Origin of the sequence: Dyadobacter sp. NIV53 (assembly GCF_019711195.1) — a bacterium.
Lineage (GTDB): Bacteria > Bacteroidota > Bacteroidia > Cytophagales > Spirosomataceae > Dyadobacter.
On record NZ_CP081299.1, the window covers coordinates 5,669,103 to 5,691,712 of the forward strand.

Sequence of the window (22,610 nt, forward strand, 5' to 3'; positions counted from 1 at the left end):
CCAGGCCGGCGCGATCCATCTTTCCTGGTTCGCCGAAAAATCCGGTTTTGAATAAACATCCTGAAATAAGAAATTTTCAGATGAAAAGCCAGCAAGACTAATACATGAAATGAAAGCCAGGATTACGGTGAATTTTTTTCATTCATTTTTTTCTAAATTAATCTTGTAAGTTCTTTAAAAATAAGCACTTGGCTATCTGATATTAATTGTATTTTTCCTTATCAATGCTACTTCTTCTTTGGTGACATCGCTTTCATTATTGCCAAAATTCTGACGGATATGGGTTAGCACTTCGGCAATTTCTTCATCTTTCAGAAAGCTGTGCTGTGGCATAATGTTGTTGTATGGCTTCCCTTTTACTTCAATCGGTCCGTCCAATCCTTTCATTAACAATTCAATAAGCTTCTTTTTGTCTCCGGTTACCCACTCCGATTTTCCTAAGGGCGGAAATCGCTGGGAATCTCCCATACCATTTTTCTGGTGACATGCTGCACAATAGACTGTATATACTTTGCTCCCGGCAACGGGCTTGTCTTTATCCAGATTGTCACTGATAATATCCGGTGTGCGTATGTGTGAAAGTGATTTTCGTTGTTCCATACTGGCAAGGGCATTATCAGAAAAAGAATTTTTATTGCCTTTATAAGTAACCTTCCAAATCCTGCCTTTTTCAGTTTCCGATATGTACAAAGAACCGTCCGGCCCCATTGCAATTCCCATGGGCCGGTAGGATGCGTCATTGGTATTTACAATAGGATCAATACCAGCAAAACCATCTGCAAATACTTCATAATTACCCAGAAGGATTTCCGTTTTGAAAAGGAACAAATCCTATAAAATAACCCGATTGCGGATACGGTGCTCTGTTGGTTGACCCATGAAAAGCAATGAATGCACCGTTTTTATAATGATCAGGAAACTGGTTTCCCTGATAAAAAAGCAGGTCGTTGGGAGCCCAATGCCCCGGAAACCCCATCAGCGGCTTTTCATATTTGTCACAGTCACCGGTTTTGATACCATCGCCGCCATATTCCGGGCCGACTACTTTTTTCTGCTGAATCTGGTCATAATAGCAGTAAGGCCAGCCTGCATTGGTACCGTCTTTTATTCTCAAAAATTCTTCTGACGGAAGTACAGCACTTTGCCAGGGAGAATAGACTGTGGCCCACAAACGGAGCAGATCGTCGCGGCCATGCTGCAGGAGATACAAATTATTATCAGATTTATTCCAGTCCATTGCCACAACACTTCTGATCCCGGTCGCAAATTTATAACCGTCTTTTTGTGTCTGTCTGGTCTTGTTGGCATCAAAACGCCAGACACCGCCATGATCTTCCAGAAATGGGCAAGGCGTCATTCCGGTTGAATTGGGCATACGGAATAATTCCTCACATGCGTTGGAAGGTGCTCCGAACGGAACATACATATTACCGGCATTGTCAAATGCAAGTGGCTTGGCAATGTGTTCATGCATACCATGTTTGTGGTCGTCGGTCAGGATTATTTCCTGTTTGCTTTTTGGCACCAGCTCTCCGGGAGTCAGTTTGTACCTGTACACAACCAGTTCAGAACTGAAATAAAGATAGCCATTGTAAATCCGCATGGCAGTTCCATATCCTATCTCTCTCTTTTTACCACCGAATCTTTTGATGATATCGGCCCGGCCATCTTGATTGGTATCCCTGAGTGCAATGACGGATTCCTTTTTATCTGCAAACCTGGCTTTGACATAAATATCTCCATTATCATTTACCGCAATTTGCCGCGCCCTGCCTTCCAGACTATCCACAACGACCACCGCTTCAAACCCATCAGGAAGAAAAAGGCCACCATTTTTTGTATTAACGGGTAAATCCTCCTGATTAACAAAACCAGGTGCAAATAATACCAAAAGCAAAACCGACAATTTGAATGGAAAATTTAACATGATTTTCAGTTAGAAAACTGGGAAAATGAGTCACATAAATTCAAAATGTTCAAACAGTAATTATCAAAACCAGAATAAAATTTTCCATATGAAATTGTTCAGTAAGCGAAAGCCGAATACTGACCGCCGAAAGCCGACCGCCCATAACCTACTTCACATAAATCGGCCTTGCAATTCCGTTCAGGTCATACACGATTTTTCCTCCCATAATCGTCATCTCGCATTCCAATTTTTGTTTTCCTTCCATTTTATATCCGGTTTTGTCATAAAAGCCGAAATTTCCGTTTCTCATCGAAAAGATGGCAACATCAGCAATAGCGTTTTCAGAAATATGTCCCAGGTTTTCTCTGTTAATGGTTTGAGCCGGTGTCCAGGTACTGGCTTTTATTACTGCTGGTAAATCCATTCCCATATTATAAAATTTGGACATAATACTCAGCATGTCTTTCATCGAGCCATTCATACTCCCTGTATGCAGGTCTGTACTGATCGTCGCAGGATAGAACCCGCTTTTCATTGCGGGTAGTGCCTGCGAATAATTAAAACTGGCACCACCGTAACCGACATCAAATACGATTCCTTTTTTACGGGCTTCCAGTACAAATGGTTTTACTTTTTTGGTTGTTTCATCTACAATTGTTTCCCTTACATTGCCATCCAGCAAGGTGTAAGTATGCGTAAAAATATCACCGGGACGTAAGTGTTTCAGAAATAAATCAGCCAGTGGAAGTGGGGGAGTACTTCTTCCAAAATCGACCATTACCGGCATATTTGCAAGCTTTCCGGCCTGTACAGCATGATCCACCGGCACCCAGTCATGACCGACAAAGTGGGCTACTTTGAAACCTACCACATCTTCTTTGTATTTAAGCGCTGCTTCGGCTGCCAGCGTTGGGTTCATGTCGCTGGTATCCTGCTCGTAATTGCCGCCACGCATCCCTTCACCCACAATATTCAGCAGGGAAAGAACACGGGTTCTGGAATGAGAAATTACATTCTTCTTGAATTCGGGAAATGATTTGTAACCGGCGCCACCTGCATCAACAATCGTGGTTACACCTACGCGAAAAGTGAAGCCGTCAGGCGGCAACGCCACCAGTCCGTTACTGAGATAATGATCCGGTTCTGTTCCAAAAAATACATGTCCGTGTATATCAATCAGGCCCGGTGTTACATACATTCCTTTGGCATCAACAACCTGTGCAGCTTCTTTCGGATCAATATTTTTTGCTATTTTTTTAATTTTTCCATCAAAAATTCCAACATCCAGTACTTCATTGATATTATTTCTGGGATCAATCACATGCCCGCCTTTAATCAGGATTGAATAAACCTGTCCTTGGGTAAAAAAAGCGTGAAGAAGAAGGATGAAAAATAGTATAAATCGTTTTTTCATAAAGGTTTAGGAATATGGTTTTCTCTCTGTAAATGAGATTTAGTTTAAACCACCGCTTTCAATAATTCTTCCTTTAATCTGGCTGCAACAATTTTTTCTTCTCCCGGTTTCAGCATCCAGGTTGTGATGGTCAGCGTGTTGTTTTCACCAGGCATGATTTCAATGGATGGATTGCCATTGCGTAGATTTTCCTGTAAAACTTTCACCACCAGACTTACTTTCGCCGCATCCCATGAAATTCTCAGTGTAGGTGTATGGTTGCCAAGTTCGGGAGCAAAAGTTTCTACGTTCACGCCACTGACACTTTTAGCCGCATTTCCTATAAGAGCCGTGCGGTCTTCCCACATTTTCCATTCTTTTTTATGGTCCATGTTGACAAACTTTTCCAGTGCCACATACATCCCCAGAATTTCCTCTTTGTTAACTTTCATACCGCGTCCGATGGTTGAACCACGCGGAGGCATGCTTAATCTGGCAGCTTCAATAATGGATTTTTTACCCATCAATATTCCGGCACTTTGCGGCCCGCGCATTGCTTTTCCACCTGATACACACACAATATCAAAACCCATATCATTGAATTTCCATAGGTTTTCTACCGGAGGCACGTCAGCCGCCATATCGATCATAGTAGGAATTGCGTGTTTTTTAGCGATTTCAACCCATTGTTCGTGTTTGATCAGCCCTTTATCCGACTGAATATGTAAAAACCATAAAAGCGCTGTTTTATCATTGATGGCTTTTTCTAATTCTTCAGCAGTCTCAACCTGAACGATTTTACATCCTGTGTTGGTCAAAGCATGTGAATAACCAATATTGTGCCCTTTTTGGATGATTACTTCCGATTTCATTCCCGTTCCTTCCAGATGCGGCAGTGCTTCTACTTTCTGCTGGTCCATTCCGGTAAGTACGCCGGCTAATCCCAATGTCAGCGCAGAAAAACATCCGGCAGTAACCACAGCCGCTTCTGCATGAGTCATAACAGCGATTTTCTCACCCACTTTTGTCTGTACTTCATCCAGCATCATAAAATCTTTGGCGGCTCCCTGGATCGTTTCTACCACTTCGTCCTGCATCAACGATCCTGTCATGGCCGTGTAGGTACCCGCAGCATTAATAAAAGTACGGATGCCCAGTTCTTTGGCAATATTCCTGACTGGTACCTTCGTGATTATTGTTGCAGGGTTCAGGATATTTTCTCCTAAAAACCCGCCAATAAGCGGAAGACTGGAAAGGTGTTTGATAAGGTCTCGTCTATTTATCATCATCGTTAATTAAAGATCTGAGATTGGTATGTCCATTACTGTATTAGAAGGATGCAGGAAATGTTTGTCAATACTCTTTTTCGTAGATTTATTTTTGATACTTTTTTTGATTTGATTTAACAAAGTTTGGCTTAATGAAGAATGGGATTATGTTTTCTTTGGTTTAGTATTTTCTTATTTACAAGTTAAAAGAGAAATAAGGCTATTGGTTTCTGAACGAATTACAAATATTTTAACCGCCTGAAACAGCAGTACACTTAACAGGTACAATTATTAAAATTCTGGTTACATTTATCCCAATTATTCGTCCTATAAAATACAGCACAGATAAACCCGATATTACCAACAAATGGATTCTAAATTTTTTGCAGGAAACAGTTACTTCATTGACGAAAAAGTCAATTTTTTCAAGTTCGAAAATTGTTACCAGGTGTATAATGATTCCGGACAAAATATTGGATCAGTTAGACAAAAACTTTCCCTTGGACAAAAAGCGCTTAGGCTTTTATTGAACAAGGCAATGCTGCCGTTCCTGCTCGAAATAAAAAACGAGAATGAAGAACTGGAAGCATCGATCTCACGTGGCTGGACTTTCTTTATGTCAAAAATTAAAATTCATGACGCCCAGGGAAACCTGATTGGTACAGTCCAGCAAAAATTCAAGTTTTTTAAACCGGTTTTTAAAATATTCGATCAGTCGGAAACGATGATTGCTGAAATTTCGGGTGATTGGACCGCATGGAATTTTAGGATCAAAAATCCTTCCGGTGCTGGTATTGGTGAGATTACAAAAAAGTGGGGTGGGGCTATGAAAGAAGTATTTACCTCAGCCGATAAATACAATGTCAATATTGACAGCCATTATGCAAACCTGGAAAACAAAGTGGCAATTCTTGCCAGTGCAATTACCATTGATATGGTGCTGAAAGAAAGTAAATAAGGCCTTGGGCTGACAGTCAATTATGTTTGAAAAGTAGGGCAAGGCATCCGTGGCACGGCTGATTGATAGAGCTAATTCAAGCCTGGTATATCAGCCGTGCCACGGATTACACACATAACCTTGCCTCAATTACAAATCGCGATGGGCGTTGTGAATCCATTATAAGGAATAATTTTATAATTACTTCAAAATTAAAATCTTCACACAAACCGGCGTCGGAATACTCATTTCTTTTCCTGTATAAGTCAGTTGTCCGGTTTCTTTGTTTCTCTTAAAAATCACTACATTATCATTGTCCCGGTTGGCTACAAAAAGCAGGTCGCCGCTTGCGTCCAGGTTGAAATTCCGCGGGTGTTTGCCATGTGTATCTGCGTGGCCGGCAATGGTTAATTTTCCTGTTTGCGTGTCAATGGCATAGATCGCAATACTTTCGTGACCGCGGTTTGATGCATATAAAAATTTTCCGTCAGGCGATATATGAATGTCGGCAGCAGAATTTTTTCCTTTAAAATCAGCAGGAAGCATACTTACACGTTCCAAAGGAACAAATGCTCCCGAATTTTTTACTATTTGAAACGAATTCACGGAAGAGGAAAGCTCCCCGGCCGAATAGGCAAAGTTACCATCGGGTGTAATGGCCAGATGTCGTGGTCCATCACCGGCTTTTACTTCCACATACGGGACTGCTCCAGGTGTAAGTTTGCCCGTTTGCTGGTCAACCTGATAGATCATAATTTTATCTATTCCCAAATCTGATGCATAAACAAATTTGCCGTCAGCTGATGGAATCATGGAATGCATGTGCGGTTTTTGAGATGCAACACCTTTATCCTGAATCGTGTCCGCCAATGTACCAATACTGCCGTTTTTGTTGAGCAGGTAAACAGCCAGGTTACCGCTTCCATAATTAGACACATAAATGAATCTGCCTTTGGGATCCACGCTTACATGGCAGGAACCGTTTCCAAATGCAGATTTCTCATTGATTGCCGAAAGTTTCCCGTTTGCCTGATCAATTTTATAAGCAGTTATAGTGCCTTTTCCTTCATTGGCAGAATAGAGATATTTTTTATTCGGGTGAAATTCAAGAAATGAAGGGCTGTTTTTATTGGCCAGAATCTGAACCTGTTTCGCTGCAAGATTTTCCCGGTCAAATTCATAAATATAAATTCCTTCGCCTTTTTCGGAATAAGTCCCGACATAGATCATTTCTTTTAGTTTTTGGGCAAATGTGGCCATAGCAACGAATAAGAAACAGGTTAATAATGTAATTTTTTTCATGGATTCAATATTGGGTTTAGTTTAAAAAGAATGCCGGCTATTCGAAAATAAGCGTTCCAAACTTTTTTGAAATCATGAAAGCTTCCGTTCGTTTTTTGCCATGAATAATAGGCTGTTTCTGAGTCGTAATCAATGCGGTAAAAGTTGCCTTTCCATTTTGTGCCCGATTTCGGCGTGGCTTGCACAATCGGATTCATCAAGGCAAACGGGATAAAAAATTCAGCTTTCCAGCCTTCTACTGCTGCCATGCTTTTCTTTTGTCCGCCCTGTACGCTGGTTTCATGCTGTACTTTGTTGCTGTCGTTATATATCCACGGTTTCCATCCCTGATTTCTTCCGTTAATGTTGGGTACCAATATGGGAAGTTCATAATTGAGCGGCGAAACTTCATATTCGAGATAAATGGGAATGGTTGTATCCGGCCATAAAAAAACTTCAACCACATCCTCTTTAAATAACATACCATAATCTTCCATGATCGTCGATGTCAATCGTTTATCTGTGCAATCGAAAAGGAAATACACTCCATTATCGGAGTACAGGATTTTGACTTTGGTTGGAAACTGTTTGCCTGGCTGAGCCTGTTTGGGGCCATTTTGAACAGTAATGTCGAACCATTTTGTGGTTGCCCAGTTGGTTGCCGAGCCTTCGCCGTTTACTTTAAAATCTGTTGTCTTTTTTACAGTTAAAACAGAATCGGCTGCAACTGCGTTTGCTGATGCAAAATCAGCCTGGATAACTAAGAAAATTATGAGGAACAGTATGAACTTTTGAAGTATTGTTTTCATTAATAATCGGTTAAATTAAGGATTTATAATAAAATCGGATGGGAATGAATTATTAGACATTTTAGTCATATCAGGCAATTTCATGAGGTTTTCAGGAATTACCAAATTATACTTAAGGCGTAGTTTTAATAATAAATTGCCAAATTTTATCCAACGTAAAATGGTGATAATGTATAGGGTATTTGTTCTACAATTTATCAGGAATTATTGTATCATATCGTGCGGCACAAGGAAATATTTATTGGAACGATTCTTTAAATAACTTCCAAAAAATTAACAGACCATCTTTTAAATAACAATATTATGATACGCGAAAGAGGAGAACCAGCAATTGCAGATACAAGCAAACCTATATTGGAAGCACCGGTTGTTCCGGATTTTCCGTCAAATCCGGAAGTGCCAAAGGAATCATTAGAAGATCCCGATGTACTTGCAGCTACAAACCATACTTTGGATTACAGTAATAATGCAGAGGAAGAAATTTTAGATATTGATGATGACGAGGACGATGTGCGGGTAGATAATGGTGGAATCCTTGATTCAGAAGATGATTTTGACGATGAGGACGATGACACAGTATAGTCATTTTTCAGTTAATTAAAATGGCAAATTCCCTTGGGATAGGCTGAGAGATATAGCATATTCCCGGTTGCGCAAGCGGCCGGGATTTTTGTTGTGGAAATATTCAGATACTGACATTTTTAGTTATTATGACCCTTCACCTTGTCAGTAAAATTTAAGAATAATCGCTGATTTCAATGTCAGGCAAATCTCTTTGCGAAAGAAAAGTTGGAATGAAACATTTCGATTTCATTTTTGCTTGTTTCAAGTTGCGCTTCTTTTGCATAAACAAACATTTGCTGTTCATAGTCATTGATAGCAGCTTTCATGGTATCAAACTTTTCGTCAGTAAGGTTATCAGATAAAATTAATGCATCCAGCAATCCGATGTTTACACCCTGGCCGGCAAATGGCGGCATAATATGCGCGGCATCACCAATAAGCGTTACAGGCAAAGGACGATTAGTTTTCCAGGGGTTGTCCACAGGTATTTTCCTTGTAGGCCACAGAATGAAGGAAGAAGTTGCACGGAATAATTCCTTGAAACGTTGGTCCCAATCTGAGAATCTGTTTAAAAGAAATGTGATGATGCTATCTGTGTCCTGAAAGTTTAATCTGTTTTCGTTATCCCAGCCTTCCGGTTTTTTGAACGTTACCCCATAACTTAGTAAGCTGCCATTCTTTGGGTTTGCAACCAATAAATTGCCTTCGCTTGCGGTCATCAATATGTTATCGTCACAAAATTGGAAAAACTCCGGACATGTTAATTCCGGCTGATGAATTTCACCCTGAATGATGAGCGTTCCCGTATATTCGATTTCTGCATCTGTGACATATTTCCTTGCCCTGGACATTCCGCCATTAGCACCGATAACGATATCTGCCGTGGCAGTCGCATCATTATCAAAATGTAAAAGCCATTTTCCGTTGTGTTCTTCCAGGTCAATACATTTACTGTTCCAGACAACTGTATCGCTTTTCAAACTATCAAGCAGCATTTTTCTTAAATCGTTTCTGTTGATCTCAGGATTGTCGTATATATCTTCGGATGTTGGTTTTTTGGTGAACAGCACTTTGCCCTGTTCGTCAGTCACGGTTCTTCCCATAGGTATGGATAATTCATAGTAACGTTCCAGCAAACCAGCTTTTTTCATCGCAAGTTGTCCTGAACCTTTATGCAGGTCGAGCGGGCCACCCGATATTCTTGTTAGTGCATCTTTATCTCTTTCGTAAAGGGTTACATCAACTCCTTTTTGCTGTAGCAATTTTGCCATAGTCAGGCCAACTGGTCCGGCACCTATTATGGCTACTTTTTTATTTTGTAGTAACATGAATTTGCATTGTTTAATTATGATGCAAAATTCAGGAATGTTCGTGCGTCAGGATTGTATAAACACGACAAAATTTGTTGTTTATGCTTTTTTATTGAAGTGTAAAGAAGGGCTGGTAAGATGTAAATGAAAAACTGACTTGCTATTACAACTTTTAAATTGTAATAACAAATCAGCAAATCTAAACCTACAAATCCCTGAAACCACCATCTATTACCAGGTCCACTCCGGTCATATAGGACGAATCGTCCGAAGCAAGGAACAGAAATCCATTCGCTATTTCTTCCGGCCTTCCCAACCGTTTCAGGGCGACGGCATTGGCAAAGAAATCATTCATTCCATCCGATAAATCTTGCGACAATCCGGCTTTTGTAAATATTGGTGTGTTTACTGCTCCGGGAGAAAGTGTGTTTACCCTTATTTTTCTGACTGCCAGTTCAGCAGCGAAGGCCCGTACCAATGCACGTTCCGCGGCTTTTGAAGAAACATAAACCGAGCCATTCGGAATTCCTTTTTCAGAAACGGAAGAAGAAGTGATAATAATGGATGCGCCATCGTTAAGAAATGGAAGCGCCTTTTGAACCGTGAAGAACACACCTTTGTAGTTGACGTCAACGATCTGGTCAAACAAATCTTCGGTGAAATCTTCAAGTGAAGCCATTCCCATTATACCCGCATTGACCACCAACACATCTATTTTACCAAAGGCATTATCAACTTTCTCATAGAGTGGTTCAAAACTTTTGACATCTCCAACATTGCTTACGATACCTATTGCATTGTGACCAATCTCAGCGACGGCCGTTTCAATGGTACCCGCATTCCGACCGGTAATCGTGACTTTTGCACCTTCATTTGCAAATAATTTGGCTGTGGCCAATCCTATGCCGCTATTACCTCCGGTAACTACGACTACTTTGTTTTCTAATTTACCTGACATATTCGTGTTATTTTGATAACACAAATGTCAGCTGGATTGAAAGGTTTAAAAATGAACCAGATTACTAATTTATGGTGAACTACTTCACACTTTTCTTTACTTTGTTGTTGCGGATTTTAGATAAAAACTCCCTTGTCATACCCAAATACGAAGCAAGAGCATATTGGGGCAAACGATTCGCAACGGACGGATAAGTTTCCAGAAAGTCATTATAACGTTCCTCGGCGCTTCTTGTCAAAGCCGATATCACTCTGCGCTGATGATAGGCTGCGGTACGCTCTGCTGCAATTCTGAAAAAGGTTTCGAATTTATGGCTGGTTTGCTTTAAACGTTGCTCCGTTTCGTAATCGATCTGCAGAACGATACTATCTTCTAAAGCTTCCACAAACATTGTTGCCGGTTTTTGGTAGATATAACTGTTATAATCTGAAACCCACCATTCTTCAATCGCAAATTGTATCGTATGATCAACACCGTTCTGGTCAATTACGTAGGACCGAAAAGCCCCTTGTATCACGAAGGTTCGGTACTTCGCAACAAAATCGGGCTGAATAATGAATTGTTTCTTTTTGATCTTTTTGAATTGAAATGCAGCGAGAAAATCGGTGAGTTCATCTTCTGAGAAGCTTATTATTCGTTGTAAGTATGTGATAAAAGGGGTTAATTCAGTCATTGGAAATCTTTGATTAATCAATTGCCTTAGACTTAACCCAAGCAATTGATGTGATTGCGGTTTAAACTTACGTGAAATACCTGAGACGGGAGATTTCCCGGGCAGTGAGCTTTAAAATTACTAATTGGCTGGTTCTGCGTCTAAGGATTATATTTTCGTATCCTTTATGAATCAACCCTTTTACCCATTTACTATCTTGGACGAAGCTCATCGTTTTGACTTTGTAAGCGTTGGGGACAAGCATATTAACAAAACCGTTGTTTTTCAACAAATCGATAAAACACAATTCTATAACCTTGTACTTGCTGATGTGGACTCAGATGGAGAATTAGACGTTTTCGCAGTTTCTAACAATGGTGATATGAAGAAAATTTTAGCTACGGTACTCCAGTGCATTGAGATGTTCTTAACATCGAACTTTAAAGCAACCATCATTTTTTATGGAAGTACATCTTTACGTACGAATATTTATCAATGGGTTATTAACCGCGAACTTGCCAAGGCGTCTCTACGTTTCTTTGTGCAGGGATTTGATGGAGCAAATTTTGTTGATTTTAACCCAAAAGACAAATACTCAGCTTTTGCTATTTCTTTAAAAAATCGGTAACATTGGCTTGTAAAATTTCAAATATGGCAACTATAGAAAAGAAATTATCTCCTGTGCAAAACAAAAAGCATCCTTTGGATCGTAAATTTAAAACGATTGATGAGGCAGCTAAGGCTAAAACCGACTACTTGTTGAATGAGGTTTTGAAAGGATACGATTTAAATAAACTAAAAAAGTAATGGATTAACATTTGACCTTTTATATCCATCGCACAATTAATTTAGTTACCTTTTGCAACCTAAATCGATCCATCATAAGCTTCTTTAATCCATCTCAAAAGTTCGCCATCAATTTCATCAACAGAAAAAATCTGGACCCTATGAGTACACATTGCCCCAAACGGGCCGGAGTCGCCAAGTCTATCGGTGGTCGGTTTGTTCTTGAATTTCAAACCCAGATCAACACGTGTTTTTGATGCAGGTTTTATAAGCGCAAATTGTTTTTTCCGGATCAGGCTTACGCTATCTTTTTTTGGAGTGATCGTAATGTCGTCACCAAAGCCACTGATTTCTTCAATAAGTTTCTCATAAATCGGAATTAAAATCTCTTTCCCCTTATATTGGTTCTCCACCAAAACAGTTTCTTCATGGGAAGCAGCATCTGATTTTCTGGCTTTCAGGGCAATGAAGTTCGCAAAGCCATATGTGAGACCGTATTTTGCTTCCAAAAAAGCCATTATTTCCTTGTGTTTTTCAATTTTGGATTCGGCTACAATTTCGATCCATTGTTCTAGCGTTTTTCCGGTTTTTTCTGGTAATGTGTCTTCCATGATTCTTTAATTCAATAATGTCCGATTATCAAACTTATCCACTTTTGCTTAGCAATACAAGTTAGAAAAATATTTGAAATTCATGTTGGACAGGCTTTTTTGTTGACAATTGATTTCCGTTGCAAATGTCAGTTATTTCTAAGTTTAACACTATATACTTCCAATCTTAACTATTAAAAAAGATAGCCATTGACTATCCTGACTAAAATCTGGCTGAAATATCAAAACGTTCCCCATTTGCTCTACAATGTATTGAATTTATCCAGACTGGTATTAAAGCAATACCCCAAAAACAAAAAATGCCACCCATAACAGACGGCATTTTTCAATAAAATCCGTAACAATTACAGCAATCCACCGGCGACTGTAATTCTTTCACCTGTTACCCAACCGGCATCATCCGAGGCAAGAAAAACGGCCACTTTTGCAATATCTTCCGGCTGTCCTGTGCGGCCTAGAGGTGTATTGGCTACCATTTGTTTTTCCAGATCGCCGCCAATTATTCCGGCAGTATGATTACCTTCTGTGTCCGTAACACCCGGTGCGATCGTATTGATCCGAATTTTTCTTCCACCCAATTCTTTTGCTAATACTTTTGTAAAAGTGTCAACCGCTGCTTTTGCCGAACAATATACAATCAGCCCGGCCATCGGATTTGTGCTTACTGTGGAACTGATGTTGATGATACTTCCGCCCCGGTCACCAAACATTTCAACGGCCTGTTGTGAGCACAATAAATTACCCAGAACGTGAGTGTTAATTTGTTTGTGAAAACTGTCTTCTGTAACAACTTCCAAGGGTTCAAATGAAAAAACACCTGCGTTATTTACCAGAATATCCAGTTGTCCAAATTCGTTTTTTGTTACTTCAAATAGTCTTCTTACATCTACCGACTTTGTCACATCTGCCTGAACAGCAATGGCAGTACCACCATTTTTTGTAATCTCACCGACAACTTTATCTGCACCTTCTTTGCTCGACGCATAATTGACCACCACTTTTGCGCCTGCACTTGCAAATGCTTTTGCTATTCCTGCGCCAATTCCTTTCGATGCACCTGTAACAACTGCTACTTTATCTTTCAATTTTAAGTCCATTTTTATTTCTTTAATGAACTGCAATAGTATATGGTTTGTATACCTTTGACAAGTATGTACTTATTTGTATCTTACATACCATAAAGTATCTATTGCTGGAAATCAACAATTTATATGCAATAAAAATGAAAAATAAACCAGAAATTCCTGAGTGCATTCAAAAATGCGGAGTGGAATATGCTTTCAAGCGGATAGGCGGAAAATATAAAGGCCGGATCTTATGGCATTTAAGCCTGAAAACGGTGCAGCGCTACGGCGAATTGAGCCGAACTTTGCCAGATATAACTACCAAAATGCTTACCCAAACTTTAAGGGAACTGGAAGAAGATAAATTGATAATCAGAAAAATGTATCACGAAGTGCCACCGAAAGTGGAATATTCGTTGAGTAATACTGGCTGGGAATTAATCCCTTTTATAGATCATTTGCACAACTGGGGCAAAAAACAATTGGAAAATGAAGAATTGATAAGCCAAAATTGACTCATGTAATTGGGCAAGGTATTTTGGCAGGTAAGAATTTTTCATGAAAGTTTACTCAATGCACAATCAAAAACTTCATAGGAACATAAGCCAGGCTTACCTTTCTATTGTACCAATTATAGTCGCGGCGCTTGGCTTTACCGTTAACAATGTCAGTTACCATACTTACTTGCCGATATGGATTGCAAATGTATTTCTAATGCTGGCGGCTTCGTGGATTCTTAGCTCCGGTAACATTGCAGCAAGCGACAATGACAAGAAATATTTAATGGTCAGCGGATTTTTACTGATTGTGCCGTGGATTTTCTATTCCATTTTTGCCGGCATGGGTTCTCCTCCTGAAACATATGCAGCATGGGTATCGAATGCATTTGAACAACAGGTAAGATACGCATTTCTTATAACTGGTGGCGTGGCGCTTTTATTTGGGTTTGCGGTTTTACGAGAATGTATTAAAAATAGCAATGGAGCTATTTTTGCGCTCATTGGATTTACAGCCATTGCACTTGCAATGACTTTGTATATTCTGGACATGAGCTATTGGCATAGCTTTTTGCTTGAAACTTTTAAAACAAAAGAAGCAGTATCACTGAACAAATTACCTGAGTGGCACAAACCGTTACAAAAACTTTTTCTGGTCATATCCATCGTAGAGGTGTCTCTCACCTATCTCGCTACGGCAGCTTTTGCAACCGCATTAAACTCAGCAGGATGGTTTAAAAATGGCGCTTCAAGGGTTTACATCGCAATAAGTTTATTGGCTTTCATTGTAGTCGCTCTATTCGGTTTTTATCCTGAAAGTGTAACAGCAAATGGTTTCCCTTTATACCCGTTTATGATTCCTGCCATTCCGTTTGTGATGCCTTATTTTATGGGCATAAATCTGTTGAAACGTGCCGGAAATTTAAGATTGAAAGAATATCATGAAAAATAACAACCAGCAAAGATTTTTGCTTTGCTGGCATTAAGGCTCCCACAATTCAATTTTATTCCCTTCCGCGTCCATGATATGTACGAATTTTCCATAGTCGTATGTCTCAATGTCGTCAAGAACGGTCACTCCATTCTCTTTGAGTTTTTCTACCAGTCCTTCAATATTCTGGACGCGATAATTGATCATGAACTCCTTCTTTGAAGGTGCGAAATAGTCGCTTTCTTTTTTGAACGGACTCCATTGCAGCGGGATTATTTGCTCAGGTTTGTTTACGTCTCTGTATTCGAAACTCACTGTACCCCATTCATTTACATCAAATCCTAAATTTTTGGCATACCAGTCTTTTGTTTCTTTTGTGTTGTCTGAAAAAAGAAAATTCCGCCAATTCCTGTCACCTTTGGCGTTGTATCTGTCGTGGAAGTTGAACCGTCAGTTTCATTTGCCTGATCTGCCATATATTTTGTTTTTTTTAGTTGTCGGATTTTAGTTTGCAGGAAAAGTTAGAAACGAAATTAATTACTAATCTCTTCATTCTGCTTCTGTTTACTATTCATTTGGGCTCTTATTTTATCAAGTTCGCTACGAACATTCTTGCATAACCATTAAGTTACTGCGGTCGGATGAGGTTTACAAGGGTTTATTTCAAATTATCGCAAAATCACGAAACGTTTTTTACGGAACATGTTTATAATATGTTCAATCAATTTTCAACCGGACGTCGAACTCCGCTTATCGTCCCAACAGGGGCGTTTCGTTGGTAGAAACCTGGTTATGCAGACGGGATAGAATCGTTTTTTAAGAAACGGCACCGGAACTGAAAAACGTGAGCTCTTCTATAAAGTGATTTCAAAAACCCTATCTGTTTTCGAGGCAAATGCCTGAATTTTTTTGGATATTTCCGATACCTGGGCTACTTCTTTTACGAATTTTAAAAATTTCTCCTCCGACTCCCAGGTTGCATAATTAATTAAGACCGAGCCTTCCTCGTTTTTATGGATTTTGGCTGATATAAAACCGGGAACAGCACTAACTTCTTTTTCGAAAAATTCCTGGATTAAAGGAACCAGCACTTCAATTTCTCCTTCTTTTAATTCAAACCGAACGATAACATTCATTGGATTATTCATCTGTTTTATTTTAAGTGTGAAATCGTATTTGTTATATAAATAAGCAAGTGCACTTTAACCACCAGAGACTAAATGGTTGTGCCGGGTGTAATTGAGTTTGGAAGAAAAGTCGTGTGTGATCCGTCGTTTACTTACACACTTATTTTTTTACCGGTTCACATTAAAAAGTTACAGCACCACTACCAAATGTTTTTGTTTTAACGAGTTTAAGATCAATTCTGTCACTGATATTGGTTGTTTGCTGTTAAATTTCAGGTAAACAAAGTTAACCCAATTGATTTCTCACACACCGCATTTTTATACACAACATTCAACAGCCGATAAGCAGCGATAGTATTGGATTAAAAAGCCACTGTTTCTGTATTCCTTTTGCGAATAGCTTCTTCAGTTCTCGGAATGAAATTTTCTCTTACGTTCGATTCGGCTGTGGCTTGCACTTCCTCAATAAACGGGCGTAAGATATTGTTGTAATCCTCAAACGCCAGGGTAAAATCTCCGTTTTGTTTTTTCAAAGCGTCGGCTAATGCTGTTGCTCCAATTATTGACAACGAAGCACCCATACCTGCTGCCGGCGAAGCACAATAACCGGCATCGCCTACCAAAGCCACTCTGCCTTTTGTCCACGAAGGCATTTTAATCTGACAGAATTTATCGAAGTAAAAATCTTTCGAATTCTTTATTTCTTCCAACAATTCTTCGGTTCTCCAGCTTTGCCCGGCAAACTGTTCCAGAATAATTTTTCTTTGCTGGTCTTCATTACGATAGTCGTAAGGAATTTCTTTTTCGGAATAGAAGCAAAAAATAATATCGGTCTTATTCTTATAAGCGTTCAGCGTAATTGCTTTGTCGGGCACATTATACATTTGCATGGTTTTCTGTTTTATCAGCAATTTGTTTAGGATTGTGATAGAAAAATATGCCTCAAGAAAATGTGTGTATTCGGCTTCGTGACCAAACCAGATTCTTCTTACAGCGGAATGTAAACCGTCGCAGCCAAAAACCAGGTCAAATGCACGTTCCGGACCGTTTTTGAAAGTGGCTTTTATATCTTCTTCCGTTTCTTTTAACGCCGTAATGCTGTCGTTGAAAATAAATTCAACATCGTTTTTTATACCATCAAATAGAATTTGCACAAACTTATCACGTTCAATTTCGATCTCCTCACCGGCAAATTCCTCACCCTCGTTTGTCAGGTTGATAGAACCCTCTGTAACATCTTCGGCATTCTTAAATTGCACCATTTCTACATGCAATCTGTTTGATTTTAATTGCTCAAAAATCCCCATCCGCTTTACGGCGTCGACGGCATCACCCTTTATATCAACAGCCCCTCCGGAAGTTCTCGGTTCATTTCCCAATTCAACAACAGTTACTTCGTAGCCTAGCTTATTCATCCACCATGCAGTTGAAAGCCCGGCCATGCTAGAACCCGAAACAAGTACTTTTCGCCCTGCATTTTTATCTTTTAACGATTCCATTTTTATACGATTTATTGACAATGCAAGCAACATCGTTTGATACCGATAAGAAACAGCAATACAAAGTAGGTATTGGACTAATCGTGGTTTTTGCTCCGGAAAGTCAAGGCAGTCATTCCTGTAACTTTGGAAAATAATCTTGAAAAATAGGGATAGTCATCATAGCCTAATTCGGTTGCAATTTCCTTTACTGATTTACCAGAATAATAAAGCAACCGTTTTGCTTCTAAAATAATACGTTCCTGAATGTGATGTGAAACGGAAAATCCGGTTGTGTTTTTGACACATTCGTTCAGATAAGGTGTAGATATATTGAGGGTTTCGGCATATTCTGTTGGCTTTTTGACAGTGATAAAATCACGTTCCAATGCTTCTCTGAATGCTTTTGTCACAATTTCAAATCTTGTAAACTTGTCAGGCGATTTAGCCTGTTCCATATATTGTGAGACCACCAAAGCGACCAATGCGTTGCAGCTGTCCTTTAACAGGAGATGGTAAAGTTTGTCGTTTTTTCTTTGGGAAAATTTAATGCAAAGTGATACGGCTTCTGAGAAAATGGAAAACGTCACTTTATTTAGTAGCAGCGGTTTTGCAGGTGTAATTTCTTCCAGTAATTTCAGATATTCCGGATTCAGGTTTTCGTTATTGATCCCCCAACTGCTCACGGTTACATTTTCAAATGTGAGCATGCGGTGAACCTGATCCGGATGCATGTAAATGATTGAGGACGGTTCAATTGTGTATTTCTTAAAATCAATTTCGATTTCAACCAATCCGGTTTCGAGCAGGAAGAACGAATGTCGGTCGTGCCGGTGCGATTGCTCTGCTTCCTCAGAACCTGGTAAGCGCCCGACAGACATTTTTTCAATGGAAATTCCTGAATCCAACTCGTCACCAAAATGATTCACCGGAATGGAATTGGTGTTTTTAGGCATTATTTTTCAACTTGTTTAAAAGCAATAAAATCGTGTACCACAGGAAATTTCTTTGCATTCCGGGCAAAAGCTGCTGGTGTCGTGCCACTGTATCGTTTGAATTCCTTGCTGAGGTGCGATTGATCCGTATAGCCGAACTCATGCGCTAAACCTGCAAGGCTGACATCCGGATCGAGCCATAAATGATTTCGAACCTGTTCAAAACGTATTAGACCGGACACGTCTTTAACCGTATAACCGGAAGATTCCCTGAATTTCCTTTCCAGCGTACGAACAGTCGCATTTGCAGCCTCCGCCACCTGGCTTACCGGCAACGTACCATTTGCATCCCTCATTGCCTCACCCGCCTTAGACAGCATGCCATCACCGGTAACTTGCAACCTTGCGTTACGGAAATACTGCTTTAATTGATCAATCGCCTGTTCTATTTTATTGGCAGCTACCAACTCCTCCAGTGTGGATTGAAGCTTGGCAATCGGATGCTCAAACACGCGTATTCCGTCTTTACCGGTTGGCAGTCCAAGCAAATCGAATACCGTCCAGGGATAACACCTGATTCCAATGACTTCTAAACGGTTTTTCGAATAAAAATGAACAGGATGGTTGAGCAGCCCGATCATAAACGGGGATGATAATAATTGCAATCCGCCACCGGAAGCGATACCACATCCATTTCCAAAGTGAAAAATAATTTCAGCAAAACCATCAGGTACTACTTCAAAACCAGATTCATCTTCTCCCAAGTCTCTACTGTTGTACCAAAAGCATTTGATGGCATCCCTTAATTCTCTGGGCGGTTCAAATTCCTGATGCTGTATGTCGGAAGATAGCATATTTGAGGTGGCTTTTTTTACTTGTTTCTAATATCCCGACAATTATTATTGGCGCTGATTTGAATAAAAGTGCTTTGGTAAAAGTAATGAATAAGAGATAAATAAAAGACCTTTCAGTGTTAAGCTAAGAGGCTTTTCAGATTCAAAACGAGTATCAGAAAGCACATTATGCCTTATCCTGCTAACACCACAAACTCTGATCCTGACTTTTCCAATGAGTTCAACCAAAAACAATGTTACACAAAGTATAACCCAGGTTATTGCAGCATCCTCTCTGGGAACATTAATTGAATGGTACGATTTCTATATATTTGGCAGTCTGGCGGTTATCATTGGACAACAGCTTTTTCCGAGCGATGCAGGCGCTTCTGCCCTCATTAACACCCTAGCTATTTTCGCAGCTGGTTTTATTGTCCGTCCGTTTGGTGCACTGGTTTTTGGCCGTTTGGGTGATCTGATTGGCAGGAAATATACTTTTTTACTAACATTGGTATTAATGGGCGGATCAACTTTTCTGATTGGGCTTATTCCTTCTTATTCAAGTATTGGATATGCAGCGCCAATTTTAGTATTGATTTTGCGCCTGGTTCAGGGATTGGCCCTGGGTGGGGAATATGGCGGAGCAGCTACCTATGTTGCCGAACACGCGCCGGTTGGCCGCCGTGGCTTTTTTACAAGCTGGATACAAACCACCGCAACGCTCGGTTTATTTCTTTCCCTTGGTGTGATTGTCTTTACGAAAAATATCCTGGGAGCCGAAAAATTCGCGGACTGGGGATGGCGGATTCCTTTTCTGGTTTCAATTTTGCTGGTTGGGGTTTCTATTTATATCCGTATGAAAATGCACGAATCACCTGTTTTTACCAAACTGAAAGCGGATGGTAAAGTTTCTACGAATCCTTTAAAAGATAGTTTTCAAAAGAAAGCAAATTTTAAAATGGTTCTTCTGGCCTTATTTGGAGCAACGATGGGACAGGGTGTTATCTGGTATACCGGACAGTTTTATGCACAATCCTTTTTGGAAAATACCTGCAAACTTGATTTTAATGAATCACGTTACATTTTACTTTGGGCGATTCTTTTTGCTACTCCATTTTTCGTAGTCTTCGGTTCATGGAGTGACAGGGTAGGGAGGAAGTGGATTATGTTAAGTGGCATGCTGCTGGGAATTGTTTTTTATCGTCCGATTTACCAGTATTTCATTGACGCTACCAACGTTAAGGAATTTCAGAAGACGGAATTAAAAACCGCTTCAACACCAAATACTACACACGAACTAGTTAAGGGAACGCTGGATTCGATGATTACTACCACCACTTTTAAAACTTTGAGTAACGGAATTACTTTTAAAGAGTCGAAAGTGGAGGTTATTCCCGACGATGTTCTGGCACCACTTCCTGAGATCAAAACAATCATTGCTGATGTAACTTTGCCCAATCAGACATTTATCATATTCGTGCTGCTGGTATTTTTTCAGGTGTTATTGGTAACAATGGTTTATGGGCCGATCGCTGCGTTTTTAGTAGAGCTGTTTCCGACCAAGATCCGGTACACATCTATGTCTCTTCCTTATCATATCGGCAACGGAGTATTTGGCGGACTTGTGCCATTCATTGCAACACTGGTCGCTTCATTTCCAGGCTCTACACCATTATCAGGTTTGTGGTATCCAATAGGTATTGCCGCTTTATCATTCGTAATTGGTGCAGTGTATATTGATAATAAAGGAGATAGAAATGTGGCGGATTAAATGATTGAAATCTAAATAGTTAGTCGCTATTAACATAAAATAAAAATATGAATAATTTAAAAAAGATGCTGGGAATTGTCTGGATTGTACTTGGTCCGGTTATTATTTTATTTTTAATTGTACAGGCTTTTGACAAAATAGCAGCCGCTTCAACCGGAATTGCCAGAACGAATACAACCTTACAATGGTCAATCATCATCCTCATTTTTATCCCGATCTGTGCCGGTTTAATGATTTTTGGATATTATGGGTGGAAGGGAGAATATGAAAAGCTGGAGTGAAACCCTTAACTTTGACTTCAAAAAAATGAAGGAGGAAGTATATATTTTGTCTGCTGCACGAACCCCGATAGGTAGTTTTGGTGGCGTATTATCATCCGTTCATGCATGCAGGTTAGGAGCTGCTGCCATTCAGGGAGCCATTGAGAAATCAGGAATAAACCCGGATGCTGTTCAGGAAGTGTTTATGGGCAATGTAATGTCTGCAAATCTGGGACAGGCTCCTGCCCGTCAGGCTGCGGTTTATGCAGGTTTGCCACAAAATGTAATCTGTACAACAGTCAATAAAGTTTGTGCCTCGGGCATGAAAGCGGTTGTATTTGGAGCACAGTCCATACAGCTTGGCGATGCGGAAGTAGTAATTGCCGGCGGGATGGAAAATATGTCACAAATACCATTTTACCTGCCAAAAGCCAGATATGGATACGGTTATGGAAATGGGGAAATCATTGATGGATTACAAAAAGACGGCCTTACAGATGTCTACGACCAAATTGGCATGGGTGTTTGCGGTGACAGAACAGCCGGGAAATACAATATAACCCGTGAGGATCAGGACGCTTTTGCCATACAATCTTACCAGCGAAGTGCACAATCAACTGAAAAAGGATTTTTTAAAAACGAAATAATTGAAGTTGAAATTCCATCACTTAAAGGCGGAGAACCAACATGTATCAGTGAAGACGAAGAATACAAAAGAGTTAAGTTTGACAAGATACCTGCCTTAAAACCTGCTTTTTCAAAAGACGGAACCATTACTGCCGCTAATGCTTCTACAATTAATGATGGCGCGGCGGCATTAATATTATCTGGTTCTAAAACCTTAAAAGAAGCTGGTGTAAAACCTCTTGCACGCATTGTTGCTTATGCTGATGCCGAACAGGAACCGGCCTGGTTTACAACAACGCCCATTCTGGCCACAAAAAAAGTGCTTAAAAAAGCAGGTTTATCTATTTCAGATATTGATTATTTTGAAGTGAACGAAGCCTTCGCAGTGGTCGCATTAGCGTACATTAAAGAATTGCAGATTGATGCTGAAAAGGTAAATGTATTTGGTGGTGCGGTATCGCTTGGGCATCCGCTTGGTGCCTCGGGAGCGCGCATTATCACTACTTTACTCTCGGTGTTATCACAAAATAACGGACGATACGGATTGGCCGCTATCTGCAATGGCGGCGGCGGGGCATCAGCAATAATTATTGAGAGATTATAATGTCA

Annotated in this window: 25 protein-coding genes and 1 pseudogene; 9 read left to right on the forward strand and 17 right to left on the reverse strand. The window is 40.0% G+C overall.

Going from position 1 to position 22,610, the window contains the following annotated elements:
- Positions 1 to 192: 192 nt before the first annotated feature.
- The 4 genes from KZC02_RS33130 to KZC02_RS23470 form a co-directional block, all read right to left on the reverse strand.
- Positions 193 to 828, reverse strand: coding sequence for a c-type cytochrome (locus tag KZC02_RS33130; RefSeq protein ID WP_310590364.1), 636 nt, complete (start codon positions 826 to 828; stop codon positions 193 to 195).
- On the reverse strand, positions 794 to 1,927 hold the full coding sequence (locus KZC02_RS23460; protein ID WP_310590365.1) for a PQQ-dependent sugar dehydrogenase: 1,134 nt from the start codon (positions 1,925 to 1,927) through the stop codon (positions 794 to 796). The genes KZC02_RS33130 and KZC02_RS23460 overlap by 35 nt, the downstream gene beginning before the upstream one ends.
- A 148-nt stretch (positions 1,928 to 2,075) precedes the next feature.
- Positions 2,076 to 3,323, reverse strand: coding sequence for an amidohydrolase/deacetylase family metallohydrolase (locus KZC02_RS23465; RefSeq protein ID WP_221390903.1), 1,248 nt, complete (start codon positions 3,321 to 3,323; stop codon positions 2,076 to 2,078).
- Positions 3,324 to 3,367: 44 nt separating this feature from the next.
- Positions 3,368 to 4,588 (reverse strand): aminotransferase class V-fold PLP-dependent enzyme, encoded by a 1,221-nt coding sequence (locus KZC02_RS23470; protein ID WP_221395162.1) that lies wholly within the window; start codon positions 4,586 to 4,588, stop codon positions 3,368 to 3,370.
- 349 nt (positions 4,589 to 4,937) lie between these two features.
- Between KZC02_RS23470 and KZC02_RS23475 the strand changes: the two genes are divergently transcribed.
- A complete protein-coding gene (locus KZC02_RS23475; RefSeq protein ID WP_221390904.1) occupies positions 4,938 to 5,528 on the forward strand; it encodes a phospholipid scramblase-related protein in 591 nt (196 codons plus the stop codon).
- Positions 5,529 to 5,708: 180 nt separating this feature from the next.
- Here the strand turns inward: KZC02_RS23475 and KZC02_RS23480 are convergent, their stop codons facing one another.
- Both KZC02_RS23480 and KZC02_RS23485 read right to left on the reverse strand, forming a co-directional pair.
- The gene (locus KZC02_RS23480; protein WP_229253748.1) at positions 5,709 to 6,809 is read right to left on the reverse strand and encodes a lactonase family protein; all 1,101 of its coding nucleotides are present in this window, start codon (positions 6,807 to 6,809) and stop codon (positions 5,709 to 5,711) included.
- Positions 6,806 to 7,597, reverse strand: coding sequence for a carbohydrate-binding family 9-like protein (locus KZC02_RS23485; RefSeq protein ID WP_229253749.1), 792 nt, complete (start codon positions 7,595 to 7,597; stop codon positions 6,806 to 6,808). The genes KZC02_RS23480 and KZC02_RS23485 overlap by 4 nt, the downstream gene beginning before the upstream one ends.
- 303 nt (positions 7,598 to 7,900) lie before the next feature.
- Here KZC02_RS23485 and KZC02_RS23490 point away from each other — a divergent pair, with 303 nt between their 5' ends.
- Positions 7,901 to 8,179, forward strand: a complete 279-nt coding sequence (locus KZC02_RS23490) for a hypothetical protein (RefSeq protein WP_221390905.1) — start codon at positions 7,901 to 7,903, stop codon at positions 8,177 to 8,179.
- Positions 8,180 to 8,358: 179 nt separating this feature from the next.
- Here KZC02_RS23490 and KZC02_RS23495 read toward each other — a convergent pair whose 3' ends face one another.
- The 3 genes from KZC02_RS23495 to KZC02_RS23505 form a co-directional block, all read right to left on the reverse strand.
- The gene (locus KZC02_RS23495) at positions 8,359 to 9,489 is read right to left on the reverse strand and encodes an NAD(P)/FAD-dependent oxidoreductase (RefSeq protein WP_221390906.1); all 1,131 of its coding nucleotides are present in this window, start codon (positions 9,487 to 9,489) and stop codon (positions 8,359 to 8,361) included.
- Positions 9,490 to 9,676: 187 nt separating this feature from the next.
- A complete protein-coding gene (locus KZC02_RS23500) occupies positions 9,677 to 10,429 on the reverse strand; it encodes an SDR family oxidoreductase (protein ID WP_221390907.1) in 753 nt (250 codons plus the stop codon).
- Positions 10,430 to 10,508: 79 nt separating this feature from the next.
- Positions 10,509 to 11,102: a Crp/Fnr family transcriptional regulator gene (locus KZC02_RS23505; protein ID WP_221390908.1), complete on the reverse strand. Its 594-nt coding sequence runs from the start codon at positions 11,100 to 11,102 to the stop codon at positions 10,509 to 10,511.
- Between the two features lie 166 nt (positions 11,103 to 11,268).
- Between KZC02_RS23505 and KZC02_RS23510 the strand changes: the two genes are divergently transcribed.
- A complete protein-coding gene (locus tag KZC02_RS23510; RefSeq protein WP_409014270.1) occupies positions 11,269 to 11,709 on the forward strand; it encodes a DUF6934 family protein in 441 nt (146 codons plus the stop codon).
- A 23-nt stretch (positions 11,710 to 11,732) separates the two neighbouring features.
- Positions 11,733 to 11,888 carry a hypothetical protein gene (locus tag KZC02_RS23515; RefSeq protein WP_221390910.1) on the forward strand — a complete coding sequence of 52 codons (156 nt, stop codon included), beginning with the start codon at positions 11,733 to 11,735 and terminating at the stop codon, positions 11,886 to 11,888.
- Between the two features lie 59 nt (positions 11,889 to 11,947).
- Here KZC02_RS23515 and KZC02_RS23520 read toward each other — a convergent pair whose 3' ends face one another.
- Both KZC02_RS23520 and KZC02_RS23525 read right to left on the reverse strand, forming a co-directional pair.
- Entirely contained in the window at positions 11,948 to 12,478 is a 531-nt protein-coding gene (locus tag KZC02_RS23520) for a DUF5655 domain-containing protein (RefSeq protein ID WP_221390911.1), read from the reverse strand.
- A 344-nt stretch (positions 12,479 to 12,822) separates the two neighbouring features.
- A complete protein-coding gene (locus tag KZC02_RS23525; RefSeq protein ID WP_221390912.1) occupies positions 12,823 to 13,575 on the reverse strand; it encodes an SDR family NAD(P)-dependent oxidoreductase in 753 nt (250 codons plus the stop codon).
- 125 nt (positions 13,576 to 13,700) lie between these two features.
- Here KZC02_RS23525 and KZC02_RS23530 point away from each other — a divergent pair, with 125 nt between their 5' ends.
- A complete protein-coding gene (locus tag KZC02_RS23530; RefSeq protein WP_221390913.1) occupies positions 13,701 to 14,057 on the forward strand; it encodes a helix-turn-helix domain-containing protein in 357 nt (118 codons plus the stop codon).
- A gap of 43 nt (positions 14,058 to 14,100) precedes the next feature.
- Positions 14,101 to 14,991 (forward strand): hypothetical protein, encoded by an 891-nt coding sequence (locus tag KZC02_RS23535; protein WP_221390914.1) that lies wholly within the window; start codon positions 14,101 to 14,103, stop codon positions 14,989 to 14,991.
- A gap of 30 nt (positions 14,992 to 15,021) precedes the next feature.
- On the opposite strand, the pseudogene KZC02_RS23540 reads toward KZC02_RS23535, so the two are convergent.
- The 6 genes and pseudogenes from KZC02_RS23540 to KZC02_RS23560 form a co-directional block, all read right to left on the reverse strand.
- A pseudogene (locus KZC02_RS23540) lies at positions 15,022 to 15,303 on the reverse strand (VOC family protein); the annotation flags it as partial.
- A gap of 8 nt (positions 15,304 to 15,311) precedes the next feature.
- Positions 15,312 to 15,446 carry a hypothetical protein gene (locus KZC02_RS33135; RefSeq protein WP_310590366.1) on the reverse strand — a complete coding sequence of 45 codons (135 nt, stop codon included), beginning with the start codon at positions 15,444 to 15,446 and terminating at the stop codon, positions 15,312 to 15,314.
- 378 nt (positions 15,447 to 15,824) lie between these two features.
- Positions 15,825 to 16,118 carry an antibiotic biosynthesis monooxygenase gene (locus KZC02_RS23545; RefSeq protein ID WP_221390915.1) on the reverse strand — a complete coding sequence of 98 codons (294 nt, stop codon included), beginning with the start codon at positions 16,116 to 16,118 and terminating at the stop codon, positions 15,825 to 15,827.
- 341 nt (positions 16,119 to 16,459) lie between these two features.
- On the reverse strand, positions 16,460 to 17,596 hold the full coding sequence (locus tag KZC02_RS23550) for an FAD-dependent monooxygenase (protein WP_221390916.1): 1,137 nt from the start codon (positions 17,594 to 17,596) through the stop codon (positions 16,460 to 16,462).
- A gap of 77 nt (positions 17,597 to 17,673) precedes the next feature.
- Positions 17,674 to 18,531 carry a helix-turn-helix transcriptional regulator gene (locus tag KZC02_RS23555; RefSeq protein ID WP_221390917.1) on the reverse strand — a complete coding sequence of 286 codons (858 nt, stop codon included), beginning with the start codon at positions 18,529 to 18,531 and terminating at the stop codon, positions 17,674 to 17,676.
- The gene (locus KZC02_RS23560) at positions 18,531 to 19,364 is read right to left on the reverse strand and encodes an AraC family transcriptional regulator (RefSeq protein ID WP_229253750.1); all 834 of its coding nucleotides are present in this window, start codon (positions 19,362 to 19,364) and stop codon (positions 18,531 to 18,533) included. Before KZC02_RS23560 ends, KZC02_RS23555 begins: the two co-directional genes overlap by 1 nt.
- 214 nt (positions 19,365 to 19,578) lie before the next feature.
- On the opposite strand from KZC02_RS23560, the gene KZC02_RS23565 reads away from it, so the two are divergent.
- From KZC02_RS23565 to KZC02_RS23575, 3 genes are read left to right on the forward strand one after another with little or no spacing between them, the layout of a single operon-like run.
- Positions 19,579 to 21,114, forward strand: a complete 1,536-nt coding sequence (locus tag KZC02_RS23565) for an MFS transporter (RefSeq protein WP_221390918.1) — start codon at positions 19,579 to 19,581, stop codon at positions 21,112 to 21,114.
- 47 nt (positions 21,115 to 21,161) lie between these two features.
- Positions 21,162 to 21,395: a DUF6814 family protein gene (locus KZC02_RS23570; RefSeq protein ID WP_221390919.1), complete on the forward strand. Its 234-nt coding sequence runs from the start codon at positions 21,162 to 21,164 to the stop codon at positions 21,393 to 21,395.
- Between the two features lie 25 nt (positions 21,396 to 21,420).
- Positions 21,421 to 22,605 carry an acetyl-CoA C-acyltransferase gene (locus tag KZC02_RS23575; RefSeq protein WP_221390920.1) on the forward strand — a complete coding sequence of 395 codons (1,185 nt, stop codon included), beginning with the start codon at positions 21,421 to 21,423 and terminating at the stop codon, positions 22,603 to 22,605.
- The last annotated feature ends 5 nt before the right edge of the window (positions 22,606 to 22,610 follow it).